Origin of the sequence: Pseudoalteromonas sp. H71 (genome assembly GCF_001468485.1) — a bacterium.
GTDB lineage: Bacteria > Pseudomonadota > Gammaproteobacteria > Enterobacterales > Alteromonadaceae > Pseudoalteromonas.
The window spans coordinates 1-17,032 of sequence record NZ_LODI01000014.1 but is presented as its reverse complement, the minus strand read 5'-3'; the positions used below and the strand labels follow the sequence as shown (position 1 = coordinate 17,032).

General features: G+C 37.6%; 13 protein-coding genes and 2 pseudogenes. 11 read left to right on the top strand and 4 right to left on the bottom strand.

The window, feature by feature from the left end; translation table 11 throughout:
- Positions 1–43: 43 nt before the first annotated feature.
- The gene (coaBC, locus tag ATS71_RS08795; protein WP_058404493.1) at positions 44–1,237 is read right to left on the bottom strand and encodes a bifunctional phosphopantothenoylcysteine decarboxylase/phosphopantothenate--cysteine ligase CoaBC; all 1,194 of its coding nucleotides are present in this window, start codon (positions 1,235–1,237) and stop codon (positions 44–46) included.
- A gap of 141 nt (positions 1,238–1,378) precedes the next feature.
- On the opposite strand from coaBC, the gene radC reads away from it, so the two are divergent.
- The 3 genes from radC to rpmG all read left to right on the top strand — a co-directional run bounded on the left by radC (position 1,379) and on the right by rpmG (position 2,727).
- On the top strand, positions 1,379–2,053 hold the full coding sequence (radC, locus tag ATS71_RS08790) for a RadC family protein (protein WP_058404492.1): 675 nt from the start codon (positions 1,379–1,381) through the stop codon (positions 2,051–2,053).
- Between the two features lie 270 nt (positions 2,054–2,323).
- Entirely contained in the window at positions 2,324–2,560 is a 237-nt protein-coding gene (gene rpmB / locus ATS71_RS08785) for a 50S ribosomal protein L28 (RefSeq protein WP_004335549.1), read from the top strand.
- Between the two features lie 11 nt (positions 2,561–2,571).
- A complete protein-coding gene (rpmG, locus tag ATS71_RS08780; RefSeq protein WP_058404491.1) occupies positions 2,572–2,727 on the top strand; it encodes a 50S ribosomal protein L33 in 156 nt (51 codons plus the stop codon).
- Between the two features lie 391 nt (positions 2,728–3,118).
- Here rpmG and ATS71_RS08775 read toward each other — a convergent pair whose 3' ends face one another.
- On the bottom strand, positions 3,119–5,254 hold the full coding sequence (locus ATS71_RS08775; protein ID WP_058404490.1) for a S8 family peptidase: 2,136 nt from the start codon (positions 5,252–5,254) through the stop codon (positions 3,119–3,121).
- Positions 5,255–5,584: 330 nt separating this feature from the next.
- On the opposite strand from ATS71_RS08775, the gene ATS71_RS08770 reads away from it, so the two are divergent.
- The 7 genes from ATS71_RS08770 (at position 5,585) to ATS71_RS08740 (ending at position 14,878) form a co-directional block, all read left to right on the top strand.
- Positions 5,585–6,643 carry an NAD(P)/FAD-dependent oxidoreductase gene (locus tag ATS71_RS08770; protein ID WP_058404489.1) on the top strand — a complete coding sequence of 353 codons (1,059 nt, stop codon included), beginning with the start codon at positions 5,585–5,587 and terminating at the stop codon, positions 6,641–6,643.
- Positions 6,644–6,827: 184 nt separating this feature from the next.
- Entirely contained in the window at positions 6,828–8,933 is a 2,106-nt protein-coding gene (locus tag ATS71_RS08765; protein WP_058404488.1) for a hypothetical protein, read from the top strand.
- Positions 8,930–11,038, top strand: a complete 2,109-nt coding sequence (locus tag ATS71_RS08760) for a hypothetical protein (protein WP_058404487.1) — start codon at positions 8,930–8,932, stop codon at positions 11,036–11,038. The genes ATS71_RS08765 and ATS71_RS08760 overlap by 4 nt, the downstream gene beginning before the upstream one ends.
- Positions 11,019–11,486: a hypothetical protein gene (locus tag ATS71_RS08755; RefSeq protein ID WP_058404486.1), complete on the top strand. Its 468-nt coding sequence runs from the start codon at positions 11,019–11,021 to the stop codon at positions 11,484–11,486. Before ATS71_RS08760 ends, ATS71_RS08755 begins: the two co-directional genes overlap by 20 nt.
- Positions 11,479–12,972: a tyrosine-type recombinase/integrase gene (locus ATS71_RS08750; RefSeq protein ID WP_058404485.1), complete on the top strand. Its 1,494-nt coding sequence runs from the start codon at positions 11,479–11,481 to the stop codon at positions 12,970–12,972. The genes ATS71_RS08755 and ATS71_RS08750 overlap by 8 nt, the downstream gene beginning before the upstream one ends.
- 15 nt (positions 12,973–12,987) lie before the next feature.
- Positions 12,988–13,407 carry a hypothetical protein gene (locus ATS71_RS08745; protein ID WP_058404484.1) on the top strand — a complete coding sequence of 140 codons (420 nt, stop codon included), beginning with the start codon at positions 12,988–12,990 and terminating at the stop codon, positions 13,405–13,407.
- Between the two features lie 226 nt (positions 13,408–13,633).
- Positions 13,634–14,878 carry an amino acid--tRNA ligase-related protein gene (locus ATS71_RS08740; protein ID WP_058404483.1) on the top strand — a complete coding sequence of 415 codons (1,245 nt, stop codon included), beginning with the start codon at positions 13,634–13,636 and terminating at the stop codon, positions 14,876–14,878.
- Between the two features lie 89 nt (positions 14,879–14,967).
- Here the strand turns inward: ATS71_RS08740 and ATS71_RS18960 are convergent.
- Positions 14,968–15,183 (bottom strand): annotated as a pseudogene (locus tag ATS71_RS18960) (hypothetical protein); the annotation flags it as partial.
- Positions 15,184–15,222: 39 nt separating this feature from the next.
- Positions 15,223–16,749, bottom strand: a complete 1,527-nt coding sequence (locus ATS71_RS08730) for a DEAD/DEAH box helicase (protein ID WP_235591447.1) — start codon at positions 16,747–16,749, stop codon at positions 15,223–15,225.
- Between the two features lie 11 nt (positions 16,750–16,760).
- Between ATS71_RS08730 and ATS71_RS08725 the strand changes: the two are divergent.
- Positions 16,761–17,021, top strand: a pseudogene (locus tag ATS71_RS08725) (transposase); the annotation flags it as partial.
- Positions 17,022–17,032: the final 11 nt, after the last annotated feature.

Genomic DNA, 17,032 nt, shown 5'->3' with positions numbered 1-17,032 from the left:
AAAGACGTATGTTAATGTTTTATTCAGTTTGTTTCCAGCCTTTTTATAGATGTTTAGCCAGCTGTTCGATCACTTTTAGGGCAATTTCCGTTTTGCTATTTACAGCCAATTCTAACTGTTCATTTTGCCAATATAGGGTAAGCGCGTTTTGGTCAGAATTAAAGCCCAAGCCACTTAGCGATACGTCGTTTGCACAAATCATATCGAGGTTTTTATTGACTAGCTTACCTTTTGCATAGCTTTCTACGTTTTGCGTTTCGGCGGCAAATCCAACGGTGTATGGGCGGTTATGTTTAATATTAGCAACGGCGGCAATAACATCAGGGTTTTTTACCAAGGTGAGTGTTAGTTCGTCGCCTTGTTTTTTCATTTTTTGAGTCGCTACTTCTGCGGCTCTGTAATCTGCAACAGCTGCACAGCCTATAAACGCATCTGACTGTGGTGCATAGATTAGTGCTTCATTTAATAATTGCTCTGCACTTTCTATATTTATCAGGTTTACGCCAGTAGGGGCTTTAATAGTTACAGGGCCTGAAATTAAATTAACGTTAGCACCGAGTAGTAACGCCGCTTCTGCAAGTGCGTAACCCATTTTTCCAGAGCTATGGTTTGATATAAACCTAACAGGGTCAAGAGGCTCACGGGTTGGGCCTGCCGTTATAGTAATTGTTTTACCGGTTAAAATTTGAGGAGGTTGCTTTTCAACACACAGCGCTACTAACTCATGTGGTTCAAGCATACGTCCTGCACCTACATCTCCGCAGGCTTGCTCTCCTTTACCCGGGCCCCAAATAAGTACGTTACGTGCTTTTAAGGTGGTTAGGTTTGCTTGCGTTGCTGTATGTGCATACATTTGCTGGTTCATGGCTGGGGCTACGGCAACTTTTGCTGGGGTCGCAAGTAGTAGGGTAGTCAGTAAATCGTCTGCAATACCAGATGCCATTTTAGCAATAATATTACACGTTGCAGGAGCAACTAAAATAAGGTCAGCCCATTTGGCAAACTCAATGTGTCCCATTGCAGCTTCGGCCGCAGGGTCGAGCAATGAATCCGATACTATTTCGCCGCTTACGGCTTGCATTGTGAGTGGTGTAATAAAATGCTTAGCCGATTCGGTCATAACAACCTTTACTTCACAACCATGGTCTTTTAATCGTCTTACAAGCTCTGCGCATTTATAAGCTGCAATTCCACCGCTAATACCCAATACAATTTTTTTGTTTGTTAACGTCATCATGGTTGTCTATCAATCTTATTAAATATTGCGCCTAAAATAACAAATCTTTTACGGTTCAGCTAAGTTTTTAATTTAAAATTGCAGGCTAAATTTTAATTTTGCATTACATTTATAAGACAACTTGTTACTCAAGGATGAAAAATGCAATTGACCTCTCTGCCTAATTCTTTGCGCCCGCGTGAAAAGCTCATTGAAAAAGGCGCTAAAGCGCTAAGTGATGCAGAACTTCTCGCCATATTTTTACGTACTGGGCTCCCGGGAATGAATGTGATTGAGTTAGCTCAACACTTACTGAACGAAAATAAAACCTTACATAACTTGTTTAATGCCAGTATGGATGAGTTTTGTTCACAAAAAGGGTTGGGAACGGCAAAGTACGTTCAATTACAAGCGGTGCTTGAATTAAGCCAGCGTTATATGCAGGAGCGCTGCCAACGCGATGCCGTGTTTAACTCCCCCAACTCAGTATATGATTATTTGACGATTCAAATGCGTGGGCTACAGCAGGAAGTGTTTATGGTGCTTTATCTTGATAGCCAAAACCGCTTAGTAAAAGATGAAATTCTTTTTTACGGCACCATTAATGCTGCTAGTGTGTACCCTCGTGAGGTGGTTAAAGCTGCACTGAAAAATAATGCCGCGGCCGTTATTTTTGCCCATAATCACCCAAGTGGGATTGCAGAGCCTAGCCAAGCCGATAAACTTATTACTAATAAATTACAGCAAGCACTGCAATTAGTAGACATAAACGTACTTGACCATATCATTGTGGGAGGTGAAACATGCGTTTCGTTTGCCGAGCGAGGCCTTATTTAACTCTCTTTAATATAGAAATGTGCTAAAAATGAGCGGTTTAATGCATTTTAGCAAATTAGTTTAATTTAAATGCAGTTTTTACTTTCCCTAAGGGCATTCGATCTTTATAATTGGCCGCTATCAAATTTACATATGAGCTGGTTGGATAGATCAGTATTTGATCTTTGCCTGTAAAAGCTGTATAAAGAGCGCCCTTCGATTTATCTAGGGCAGAAATACACGGCCTTAGATTAAATTAAGCTCGAGCGAAGTTATTGGAGATATATAGACATGTCTAAAGTATGTCAAGTTACAGGTAAGCGTCCAGCGGTTGGTAATCACCGTTCACACGCGAGAAACGCGACTAGACGTCGTTTCCTACCTAACCTACAAACACACCGTTTTTGGGTTGAAAGTGAAAAACGTTTTGTAACATTACGCACTACTACTAAAGGTATGCGTATTATTGATAAAAAAGGCATCGACACGGTTCTTACTGAAATCCGTGCTCGCGGCGTTAAAGTTTAAGGATCTGAATCATGCGCGATAAAATCCGTTTAGTTTCAACTGCCGGTACTGGTTTTTTCTACACTACTGACAAAAACAAACGTAACATGCCTGAGAAGATGGAAATCAAAAAGTTTGATCCAAAGATTCGTAAACATGTTGTTTTTAAAGAAGCTAAAATTAAATAATTTTAGTTCTTTTAGAATATAAAAACCCAGCTTAGGCTGGGTTTTTTGTTTTCTGGTGGTGAGTTAGCAATATATTTGAACTAGTACTTATATCAAACCAGCCACAGTACCAATCAATTTAAAAAGCTAAACCTGACGCTAATACCAATCAGCAATAATACTTAATCATTTTGCGGGGCTAAACGTGTCGCTACCTGCGTTAACCCCCTTCATTTAGAATAACTAAATAGCAATTTTTTGCCTAGCTATCAACACGCTTTTCCATCCTCAAAATAGGCCACCTAATTAAGCGAGTAAGCATTAAACCCAAATAAGCTGAAACCTTCTTACTCATAAAAAAGGCCAAACAGTCAGTTTGGCCTTTGCTATCCTAAAGATTATGAATTTACTATTATGGTTGGTATTGTCCGCTAATAGTTAAACCAGAAAAGGTTCTGTAAGCATTTACACTTAAATGCCATGTACCGGCTTGCGGGTTATTGAAGGTACATGTTTCAGCATTACCGTTTTTATATGGACGACAATCGTAGCTAGACGATGTTGGTTGACTACCAAACTTCACAAATAAATCAGCATCCCCCGTGCCACCAGAGCTGGTTACAGTAAATGTAGACATGCCCGCAGGTACATCTAGCGTGTAGTGTTTCCACTGACCAGCACTTGCACTTACATCACTCACAGTACCGCCACCTGCTTCAGGTGTGCCTGAACCGCCACCAGAAGATGCACCTGTAATATTACCGACTAAACTAACACCTGAATAAGCAGAGTAACCACGAAGCATTACATGGTATGTGCCTGCTGTTGGATTATCGATAGAACACTCTTCGCTGTTGCCGCCTTTGTAAGGACGACAGTCGTAGCTTGATGTCGTTGGTTGGCTTGCAGCACGAACGTATAGATCGGCATCACCTGTGCCACCGCTCATTGTAAACGTAACATTCGTTGCTCCGCTTGGTACGGTCATTGTGTAAAAGTCTTGTGCGTTAGCACCACCGCTTAACCCTGTTTTAGCTTCGCCATCAACAAGTTCACTATCACCTGTTGTAGGTGGTGTTGTGCCGCCACTTGCTGCGGCAACAGCAGCTGCTGCATCAACAATACCTGTACCACAGTTGTTACATGTTGCAGGGAATGAGCGTGTAGACGATTTTAAAATACTCTCTATTTCATCAGGTGTAGCATTTGGCTTTGCTTGCTTGATAAGTGCAGCTACACCCGCTACGTGCGGAGCCGCCATAGATGTACCTTGAGAGAATGAGTAGCTATCAGTCGATGGAGAAGACGATCCTGAGTTATACGTAGACAGAACACCTTCAGAGTCGTTAGCGAAGCTTTGCGCGCCACCTGGTGCTGCAACATCAATATTGCTACCGTAGTTTGAGTAATAAGCACGGCCACCATTTCGGCCAACAGATGCCACATTAACTACACCACTACAGTTACCTGGGTTGTAGTTAGCTGAGTTATCGTTGTCGTTACCTGCTGCAATAACAACAACAGCGCCATTGCTGCGAGCTGTATTGATTGCATTTTGTGTTGTAGAACTACAAGAGCCGCTGCCACCTAAGCTCATGTTAATAACATCAGCTGGATTAGGGTTTCCAGGGATGCCCGATACGTTACCGCCAGATGCCCAAATAATGCCGTCAGCAATATCAGATGTTAAACCACCACATTTACCAAGTACACGCACTGGAACTACTTTCGCATCATAAGCAACACCGGCTACGCCTTCACCATTATTTGTAACGGCCGCAACAGTACCTGCAACGTGAGTACCATGCCAGCTAGAACCTTGCGCACCATTATTACCACATTCACCGGCTGCTACTGCATCGCCCGGATCACGTGCATCGCTATCACGTCCGCCGCCATCATTAGCAACTGACAGGTTAGAAATCATATCGTAGCCTGGCAAAATATTAGCGTTTAAATCGGCATGAGGGCGGTAACCTGTATCAAGAACAGCCACTACTACACCACTACCTGTTGCGGTGTTCCAAGCCGTTGGTAAGTTTAGACCGCCAGCTTGCTCATAGTAGTGCCACTGGTCGCCATAGCGCGGATCGTTAGGTGTCGCAAAAGGTTTTAACATTTGGTCAACTTCAATGTACTCAACGTTGCCTGAATCAACCATTTCTTGCATAAACTCTTGCGCTTCTGCTGCGCTAAGCTTTTTATCAGCTCGCATAACGTGGTGGTTATTGAGTGCCATTGCGCGAATGTATTTTGCTTTAACCTTTCCTTTTTTAGAAGCAAAGTTTTTAACAAAGTTTTTTGCACGCGCTTTCATGTTTACAGGGCTTTCATCTGCAGTTGAATAACTCAGTGCGTCAAAATTGTTATTTTTATATTTAATGATGAATTGCGTTTCAAAGCCACTTTGATTTTGAAGTTTAGCCGTTGTATCTGCCACTGAAGGGCCAATTGCTTGTGCTGGGTTAGCCATGCTTGATGCAGTAGCAAAAAGCGTACTAATGGTAAGTGCTAATGCACACTTATTAAATGTCTTACTTGTTGTCATAATTTTCCCTAGATTTTTTATTAGTTATATCGTGATGGATTGTCACAATGCAGGTACAAAGGTAAATTATGTGTTAACAAAATTAAAATACTAAATCATTATGTCCCTATTTCATTTAGTTATAACGAGGGTTTTAAAGGGGTTTGTCATTGTTTTGTATTTGTCATACAAAACAAAAATGAGATAAAAGCATTGCTTTTTGATTTGTATTTTTAATACTTCTAAAAAGTAAAAAGTATATTTATTGTGTTATTTGTAATAATTAATTCTGTACATTGCTGGCGATTAAATTTTGCTATAATCGAGCAAATTGTTAAGTGAGATGAATAAATGACCCAGGTAGATGTAATTGTAATTGGCGCGGGCGCGGCAGGATTAATGTGTGCGGCGCAAGCCGGATATCGAGGCCGACATGTTACAGTGCTAGACATGGGTAAAAAGCCGGGTCGTAAAATTTTAATCAGTGGTGGCGGGCGCTGTAATTTTACAAACGAAAACGCCGCACCAGAAAACTATTTATGCGGTAATCCACATTTTGTTAAATCATGTTTGAGCCGTTACACACAACATGACTTTATTGAGCTGGTGGACCGCCACGGTTTGGCATACCATCATAAAACGTTAGGCCAGCTGTTTTGCGATAATAGTGCTCAAGATATTGTTAATATACTTCTTACCGAATGCGAGTGGGCGGGTGTAAACATAGCCTTGCGTAGTGAAGTGATTAATGTTCAAAAAACAGAGTCGGGTTACAGCGTTACTACAGAGCAAGAGACTTTGCATTGTGAGTCGTTAGTGGTTGCATCGGGTGGGCTTACTATGCCCAAATTAGGTGCTACACCGATTGGTTATAAAATTGCTGAGCAATTTGGGCTTAACGTATTACCTACTATGGCGGCGCTTGTGCCATTTACCCTTCATCAGCACGACAAAGAGCGCTTTGAAGGGCTATCGGGTATGAGTATTCCGTGCGAAGTCACAAGCGAAGACGGCACCACATTTAAAGAAAATATATTATTTACGCACCGTGGCTTATCTGGTCCTGCAATATTACAAATAAGCTCTTTTTGGCGTGCAGGGCAAGCTGTTACCATTAACCTACTTCCAGAGATAGATTTAAAACAGCAGCTTGCAGATTGGCGAGAAACGCAATCGCAAAAATCATTAAAAAATAGCCTAGCAACAATACTACCTAAACGTTTTATTGAAATATTACATGAAAGCGCTGCAATACCTGATTGTAATATTAATCAGCTTACTCATAGTCAAATTGACGAGCTTGCTAATTATATCGACGCGTGGCAAATAAAACCTAATGGAACTGAAGGGTATAGGACACCGGAATTCCATAGTTACTATTCGTCAAAAAACTCACAAAATATCCATTAAACTACTAATAAATAAAACCTTCTTTATCCTGCCATTACTAAATTTTGACGATTTTTTTTGACGATTTTATCGGAGTAACATCGTTTTCTATTGCAATTAAAACTTGACTATGTATGATATGATTTAGCTTCGTATATTGACTGGTTATTATTTGTTGTGTATTTTGAGTTTTCAAGAGGTGCTCATGATACGACTAGATTTAGAAAAAAATGTTTTTTGGTATACGAATCAAAGCGGCAAACCTAGTCATGTTGGTTTGCGCAATATTACTAGGCTCGAACGGGGAAAAGAGATTGTACATAATTTGCGCTTGTACTGTTTAAATGACAACCCAAGAACTCTACCTACAAAAGTAAGAAAAATTACACGTATATTTGAGGTTGGCTTTGAGGTTGGATTGATCCCTCCAAGCTATTCAGAGCCAAATAAATGGCAGGAATACATTAATGAGCTTTTCTTTTATTTTTTGAAAGATGAATCATCTAAAGCCAAGATACATACTCGACTGGTCAACTGGAATAAAACTTTTGTTCTTTTCCTAAACTATCTTCAAATTAAAGGTTTGATTCCCGAAAGTGTGCTTATTAATAAAGTTCCGGCAAATTTACTTTGTGAAAAAGATGAAGATGAAAAAGTTTTAGGCGACAACTCTAAACAATTAGTAGAAAACAATTCAAGCATTGAAGTTTCATCTAATAACCTCAAGAAATTGATTTCTACAGTCGATCCATCCCAGACAACTCAAGAGTACCTGGATGACTTTATATTTGACTTGGATACTAAGCTCAACTCTTTAGAGGGAGCATTAGAACGCTATTGGAAAACAATCAAAGCATACTTCGATTTTGGCAACGACTTGCTAGAAAAAGCTGATAAGAAACAGCTTAATGAAAAAATGGCTCGCAAAGACAAAAATAAATATTATTTTGTCGAGAAAGAAGTAGGAAGCCCACCACGAAGAACACATATTTGCACTATAAAAAGTAATGAGACCCTCTCAAATTTACTCTATTTATGCAGAGAAATAGACCATAGTTATCATAGCCCTACTCTTAAAGATAAACCTCATCTCCCAAGAGATACAATTAGTTGTCAAATAGAAAAATTTGGCTTTAACCCCTTCGATAATACGAGTGAACGAAAGTTAAATTTTATTCCCGAAATAGGACTTATTCCTTATGCTGACAGGATTAATTGGTGCCTGGGTAATCTAAAAACTAGAGATATTGCTTTTCTAATTGCTCTGATATTAATTAAATGCCCCAAATTTAATTTTGAGCCTCTACTATTTTCTAAATTCGTTGATAAATCAGGAGCACTTGTTCTTGCCGAAGAAAACGATGATCAGGATACTTCGTTCAAGGTTGATAAAAAAAGAGGCAAAAAAATTCAAACAGAAATATTGGATCCTATAAGTAAAGAGATATTTGAGTTTTTAACGCGCATACAATCAAAAAATGAATCATTTAGGCAGGATGGAATAGAAAGTGATTTTGTCTTTCTTTGTTTAGATCAGAGCAATAGCCAGTTTACAGTTCCATCATCAAGTCGAATTATCAACTGGATATTAGGATACAAAGATAATTCAAAATCTGCTGCTCAAAAAGACTTAAGTGATTTCTTTCCATCTCTTAATTCATGCGGTTTAGGTAAGGGAACTGTTTCTTTTAAAGCAATTCGCGCGACAATTGCAGTGTTGGAATGGCATAAAACAGGTAGTGTAAAAAAAGCATGTAAGAAAATTGGTAACTCAGAAAAAGTGTTGATAGAACACTATATACCTCCAGCTTTAATAGATATTGTTCGTGAGAAAACTGTTCGACTTTTTCAAAATGCAATAGTCATATCTTCTACTATTGAAGAGCCTGAACTAATGGTTAGAGCTACTGGCATAAACACGGAGAAGCAGTTAGAAAAATTTATAGATGAATTGTTTAAACAGACAGGTATGGAAGTCCCTTCTCTATTAGCACCTCTTGTTAAGAATAAATCTAAAAAACAATTAGTAGGTAAATTGTTTGGGTTGGTGGGGTGGAAACCCCTGTCACGTCTTTACGCCTTTCACGAAAGTGTTCTATTAAGTGGTTTAAGCTCTAAGGAGATCAAAAAGATTAAATTTAATAATGGTCTCACCGCATACTCATTGTACCGCTTCGCTAAAATAATGGATTTATCATTATCTACACACCGTATTCCAGAGTATCAAAAAACACATCAGAAAGCCAAGGCAGAGTCTAAAGATTTGATTAAACAATGTATTAGACATTTCGAAGTCGGGTGCGTAATATGACAGTTAATCTAAAGTTGATAGAGCAATTATCATCAAAATATCGAGCGATTAATAGTCCAGATAATATGCTGAAAGTTAAAAACTTGCTCTCTGATACTCTTGACGATGAGTGGGTTTTGTCCAGCAAGAAAGCGATAAAACAAGACTGTGGTAGTTACAAATATGCTTTCAGAATGAAATGGGATCGATATTTACCAAATCACACATACTTGAACTCACCTGAGAACCGAAATTTCAAAGAGTTTATTCAACAAGTCTTCTCACAGTTTCTATGTAGAACAGATATTACAGAAAGCCAAAATATTTTTAATTTATCACCCTGCATAATGATCTTTATTGGATGGCTTTATTTGAATGAAAAAGAACTGAAGCCTAATAAGGACTATCTAAAAAACATCAGTAACTTTTATTTAACTAAGTTTTTCTATGCCTTTGCTAGGCACGGTCATTTAGGGGTTTTAAATATTCCTCAGCGTATTATGAATCAGCTTCAAAATGAGCTAGAAATAAAAATATATAAAACTGACAACCTGTATTTCTTAGGTGAAAAGCAAATTGTAGAAATAGTCAATTACCTTCATAAGCTTGATTTATATACAACAAATGCTTTTGGATGCGAAATTATAGATCTTAACAAGTTTAGAAGTCACTTTGCTCTAGCTACGACGGAAACATACGGGTCTAAATTTAAAGCTTTCATTAGGCAATTTGAGCCTGAGATGCTTAATAAGTACCCTGGTTTGTTAGTTAAAAGTAGAAGAACTAGTGAATATCCATCTCACAAAACTCCCCTTATTTCTGAGGTGATAGCGAAACCAATAAGTTATAGACATGCGAAGAAGCAACTAGATTTAATTGTTGGCTTATTTGCACAGTACCCTTCATTTCCGACACAAATTAATCCACCTTCCTTTTACGATAAAGAAGAGCTAGAAAAGGTGATCAATACGTACTGTCACCCAGGGGGGCATACTATGTGTCCGCCTTCTGAAGTCGTGACGTTTTATCTAAATAGATCAATCAAAATTTTGCTTGATCATGCAGATGATATTTTAAAATTCTATATTGAATCGACTTCACACTTTATAAATCAGTGCTGGATAGGAACAAGTTTTTCTTCAAAAAGAAATAACTACATAAAAAATAATATTCCCACTTCGTTGGCAGCAATATTTGGAAAAAGCATTAACGTTAGCGGATATTGTCTCAACACAGCTAAAAGTAATGATTTTGAAAATTTTAGAATTAACCCCACGCTATCAGATTTAATGTATGTACTATTTGGCGCTTGCTTTGTTGCTATCACGAGTTTACTACCCTACCGTATAAATGAACTTGGTGAGTTGCTAAACAAGTGTTTATATAAGAAAAAGGGGACAGGTTTTTACATAAGAAAGTCTTTTTTAAAAACTGGAATCAGCGGGGAAAAAATTAGTAGTGACAGGCCAATTCATTACATCTCAGCTAAAGCTATTATGTGCTTTAAACATTTCAGAAGATTTTCAATGGATGTCTGCTCAAGTAATAAAAACTCCAAATATTTACTCTTTGGGTTGGATCTAAATAGTACAGAACTCAAAGCGTCAGCTAAAGGAGATAGCTTTGCAAAACAATGTATCCGAAAGTTTGCTGACTTTATTGAAGTGCCGTTAGATGATTTCGGGCGGAGATGGTATCTAAATATTCATGAGCTTCGCAAGTTCTTCATTATCAATTTTTTCTGGTGCTTTAAACACGGACATTTAGATACGCTGAGGTGGGCTGTAGGTCACTCCAATTGGAATCACCTAGATCAATATTTAAAAGAAAATATAGACGAGGATACATACCAGACAATTCAGAAACAATTTCTGAGTATGCAACTATTTTCCTATGTTGAAGAGGGTCGCTCTGAAGTCGATGGGATATCAGAGTTGTACAACGATCTTTGTGAGCAGTTCAATGTTGACGAGCTATCTATAATCCATAAGCAAAAAATACAAGAGCAAATCGACATGGGGCTATTTGATGACTATGAAATGAAAGTTTATTCAATTTCAGACTCCACAGAGCAGTTCAATTTTGCGATCAGGATGGAAAAGCGTGATGACAGAAAAGCAGATTGAAAAAATTAATTCTATTAAGCAATTAGTAGTAAAACTAAACATACTCAAGTCTGAACCAAGTTCAGACCCAAAATTAGTTAAAGCTTGTAAGACACAAGAGAGTTTAATTGCATATGAAAGTAAAAAGCAGGGGATAATTTCTATGTCGCTTGGCTCTTTCAAAAAATATGCTGATCTTATCGAAAAAAACTACTTTTCAAAGAAGATTGAGCCGCTGCGTAAAGCTATTTCTGGCAAATCTTATTCATCGCAGAAAATAAAAAGTCAGAGTGTTATCAAGGTTGATCCTGATACGCAGCGTTTAGCTGTAGTCAGAGCATACAATGAACTTTTAAAGCTTACAGCTCCTTTAATTGAAAAAGATAAAAGCATTAAAGAAGATTTCCAGGAACATATGAAAAAATTTCGCGGCATTATTGGTATCACGGAGGCTCAAAAAAATGAGTAAAACTCAGCTATATAAAAAAGTTACAGGTGTACCAATCGGTGAAGTTACATTTTATGATGAAATCACGGGCGAGGTTTTACATGTTAGAGATTCTAGCGTTCAATTTTCTTTTAAATACCCAAATGGAAAACCATGTATTCCAGTAGAGCTTTATCTGACAGACAAGTTAAAGTTCTTAAAAGAGGGGACGGTAAAAAATAAGGCCGGACATGTAAGCCATTTGATTCGATGCATGTTTCACCTAAAGTTTGATTTTGAAGATCTTACAACTCAAAAAATTGAAAAAATATACCTCATGTTCTCTTCTGAAAAAAAAGAAGACGGTTCTAAACGTCGTAACCGGAATACTCAAAAAACTATTTTAAAAACATGGGTGGAATTCTTAAAATGGTATGCATCTTATTTTTGCCTTGATGAAAACTTCATTGGCGTAGGTAACAATTGTCGAATTGAGCTTATAAAAAAGCAAAGCAAAGACTCTCGCGGCATCACACATACTTATGATTTTTTTCCATTAAAAATTGATTCTGATACTACAGACCCCAAAAAAGCTATAACTCAAGGTTTAATAAGAAAATTGTGGCTTGCGCATCAATCTTTAACTCTTAAAGAGAGAAAGAAAGTATCAACCAAAATCGTAAACAAATTCAGCAAAAAGCAAGTTGAAGAGCACTTTGCTTTTCTCAAGGTTAGAAGGGAGTTAATGCTCAGAGTATTTGAAGCTTTGGGAGTACGTCCTAGTGAATTGATTAAAATACCAAGGCTAATCAATATAGACAACCTGCGGGAAAACAAACTATTTATACTCGGAGCGAAAGGAGGGAAAGATAGAACCATTTCAATTGATGTTGACCTAGCAAAAGAACTTCAAATGTACTTTCTTATGCATATTCCCAAATTGCAAACGAGGTTGCTGGATGCAGAAATTTTAGAGCAAAATCAAGAGGTCGAAGATGTATTAATCCTAAATCCTTTGTCTGGGCAGGCAATTAAACCAGGTACAATTTACCAACTTTTTCGAGAGTTAAAAATTGAAGCTGATGTTAAGCAACAATTATGCGCAAGTATGTACCGCCACCGTTTTATAACGAATCTCGTTAAACTACATTTAAATTCATTCAAAGAGAGTAGCCCAGAAAAAAGCCGTTACAACACTAGTAAAACCGATTACACGGGGATCTTGAAAAAAGTTGCGATGCTTACGGGGCACAATAACCCAATGTCCTTACTGCATTATATAGATTTAGCGTGGGATGAATTGGATGCCTTTGCAGGGGCTAATTCTGCCAAAGTGATCCAAGATAGAATAATGTCTATGCAACACAGAATTGATTCAATTATTTCTGATAGTAATACCCAAAGCTCAAAACCTGAAAAGCTATATGAGTATTTGCATGAGCTTAGAGAGATGACAATCATTAATAAGTCTAGCATTGCTAAAGAGCAGTCCATTGATATCCCTGATGAAGTTAAATACTTTGAGTAAAGTAGGAGAGAAAATATGATTCATAACACAAATTATTTTTTGGAAATAATATCTAAATGCTCTGAAGAGCTTGAGGGCAGCGAACTAAAAGGCTCTATTGTCGAAGGTTCGTTTGATAGTTTTAAAAAGATAAAATTGACTGCGTACAATAAATTGCTTAACGAACATGTTTCATTTGTCACCAACTCTAGTTACACCTCGTTGTTGCCAGTAGTTGGAGGGCATGTCCTTAAAATACAAGTTAGTTTGAAATCTGGTGCTCAAAAAGAGATTTTCGGAATATCTAACATATCAGGAGTCCACTCAATTGATGAGAACGCATATTTATCGTCAATCTGTCATACCTTATCCGACGGTGGTGCTCTAGAGCATTTTGGGAAGTACCAAACAATTCAAAATACTTCAGAGCTAGAGCATTTTATGAAAGAGCTATAATTTTTGTTAGTTGTAGTAAAGTGAATAAGCATTGACTTGATATCTGCCAGGTTGGATGAACAGGAGTTGATTAAATCAGACAGTCGCTCCCGTGCTAAATGAATACTTTATATCTAACTTTTTGGCCCTTTGATAAATCGGTCAATACACTCTCCCCCTGACTCTTGCAGAAGCACTTTTAGAAAAGTAAAATATCGATTTTTATAATTAAAACAAAGAGAAAGATTTGAAATTTTTTGCGCCTCTATTTTTGGCTTTATCAACGACTCTAATTACTGGTTGCGGTAATTCCCACCTAGATTGTAACACCGATGAAAATATTGACTTAGTAGAAAGTAATATAAATAAACAACTTGAGAACTTTGCTAGTCAATCATACAAAAAACCACTTAGATATCACCTTGAGTTGATTGTAGACTCATTCGAGCAACGAGAAAAAAGTGAAAGCTTAATTCAGTGTAATTATACAGTCACAGCTAAGTTGGGTGCCGAGTCTTTTGAAAAAGTAAATGTATCGACTGATATTTACGATTTAGTAAAAGGCAGTAAAAGTCATGATATAGAAAAAACCAATATTGATGTCCCAACACTAAGAAAGGCTGTAAATAGTGCAATAGAGCAAACCAAGAAAGCTTATCTTCAAGAAAAAGCATCACAGTTGGGCTATAAAGACGCAGAGCATTATCAACAATATTTGGATGTTGAAGCGCTAGTAAGCTCAAAAGAAGGGCTAGTTAAAAAGTTAAATTCTGAAATAAATAAATTAGCTGACGAAAATGAAGCATTAATAAATGAATTAGGAGTGATAGAGAAAGAAATTATATTTAACAAAATTAAGTTAAACGAAGTTATAAATGCAAATGGATTGGTAGAATTCCAATATGGTGCGCATAAGCTGAGTATCAAATCTATTGACGTTTTTAATAATAAATTCCTTGCAGAATTAAAAAAAGACGCTTCTGGGATAAATTTTCAATTCAGAATATATTCATTTGATAAAAAGACAAATAAGGTGAAATACAGAAGCAACGGCTTTTTTAGTAAGTCAAATTTGCACCTCAAAAAAGAACTTTTAACTTTAAAGCCAGACCTCGATTGGCGTGAGAAAGGAAAACGCACAAAGTTTTTTAAAGGAGAAATGTCTGAACATCTAGCTAAGCGGGTTAGATCTCATGGAGTTAGGGAGGAAAACCGCGACGATTTAGTCACAATAATTTTACCTATAGCATTCAACAACAAATTTTATATTAGAAAAAAAGGCAACAAGTTAAAGCTCACCTCTGATGAACAAGTCGTTTTAGAGTATGACTACCCCAGAAATATATTCCTGTTGGAAAGTAAACAGGATTCCAACATTAAAAAGGTCAGTGAAGCTAAAGCTTTGATCTTGGCTAAGCAAGAAACAATAAACCAAACTAATAATGAGTTAAGTGATTTACGATTAAAGCTCAAAGAGTTGAAGGTCAATTAGCTGTACCTATTTAGCTGTGCTAGCTCAGACTTAATCTGACAGTTACCAGTATCTGCTAGCTTGTTCGAGCTTAAAATATCCTTAAGTANATGCTCTGAAAAAAAAGACATACCGCCCTCACCATTCATAGAAAGATGATAGCAAGAACCTGATTTTTGAGGCCAAACCCAATATCCCTCGCAGTCTGATAAGCTTGGCGGTACCTTAGAACCGGAGCTTAACCGCCAACTATCTCCATCTAAGTAGCCGCCGCGCCAACTAGCAAATATTTTGAAAAAGACTTCTCTTTCTTGAGTGAATTTCAATATTACCCATCCGGGCGGTTTATGGAGCATCTTATACATCTATACAGCCAATCGACCTAAATCAGCTAACTTATCTTTAGCCGCTTCAGAAATTAAAAACGGCTCAAGATCCGTTACTTTTAAACTGTCTTGCCTATACTTGCCGACAATCCCCATTGACCAAGTTGAATCGAGAATGCTCTTGTTTTCTTCTTCATCAATCTGTGTAAATTCTTTTTCATCTGGACTAAAAATTGGTATGTCTTCAATTGCTGAAGCTGGTGAGCTAGTCATTTCGACATCATCAAAAATAGCTTCATCATCAAGCTCGGTCTCGATAGGCTCATCCATCTTCACCGTCTTAATTTTGCTAACATCGTCAGGAATGTCTTGGCACATGCGTTCAGCATAGTTCATGAGCTTTGGCTCAGCGGGCATAAACATAAAAGCTTCTTGATTTGGCGATCCTGTCTTTCTGAGAACTCGTCCAAATATCTGCCTAAAATACATTTCAGTCGTGATATTTGTTAAGTTACAGCATACTTGCAGGCGAGGGATGTTTGTCCCTTCGCTAACCATACCAACGCTAATTAGCCATTCTTTACTGTTACTTCTAAACTGTTTAATTTTTAATGAAGGTTTCACTTCATTAGTTGTAACTATTTCTCCTCGTTTGCCAAATTCAGACCACATAATACTTCTTATCTTTTGGGCATGTTCAATAGAAGAAGCGATGACTAAGCCACCTGCGTTCTTATTAACTTTCCTAATTTCGTCTAGCTTAATGATTGCACGCCTCGTAACCTGTTTAGTTACCACATTATCCGTGACAATCTTTGAATATGACGTTGCTTTTGCGGCCAGTAAAGAAGTAAAGCTGTTATAAACATTTCTTTCCTTCGTTTTAGTTATGACTATTTTGTCATTATCTATTGCAACTATTTGTGGAATACGGCAAACCTTATCTTTGATAGCTTCTTTCAAGCCATAAACATAATCACATTGAATCTTTTGCCCATCACAATATTGAGATAGCGCAATTGGCAATGCATCAGATCGCCAAGGAGTACCAGTAAGCGAAACAGTGAAAGCTGCTTTATCACGAATATTTCCAATAATTGGAGCGCCCCAAGCATTTGCATTGAGGTTTGAAGAACCTGCACAATGATGAATTTCATCAAAGATCACGAATACTCTAAAACGGTCAAATAACTTCCAAGTATCATTATCTAGAGTTCCAAACCGTTGATAAGTGAATGCATCACCCAATGAACCAACTTTGCCATTAAATTCAGTTTTAAACTGTGTGCTGAGTTCATCACTAAAATCTGATGAAACAATAGATGATGGTGAAAAACATAATACTAAGTCTATTAAACCAAGTTCATAAAGTTTCCGAGCTAACGTTGCCGCCATAATCGTTTTTCCAGCTCCAGGTGTTGCGAGCGCTAGGAAGTGCTTTTTAAAATCACTGGATGCTGTTGGACTGGTGTACTTTGAAATTGCTAAGTTAATACATTCATACTGCGGTAATCCCCCCGAAAAATAATAGAAGCCAAGCGTAGAATTTTCTCTTATTGTAAACACAGGAGAAAATTATGAAAAAAGCACATTTTACAGACAACCAAATCCTTGCCATTTTAAAACAAGCAGAAAGCGGCGTGCCTATTCCTGAGCTGTGCCGCGAACATGGCATGGGCAATTCAACCTTTTATAAATGGCGCGCTAAATACGGCGGTATGGATGCGTCTTTAATGACACGAATGAAAGAGCTTGAAGATGAAAATCGCCGTTTAAAGAAAATGTATGCTGAAGAGCGGCTAAAATCCGAGGTCATTCAAGAGGCAATGGCAAAAAAGTGGTAAAGGCT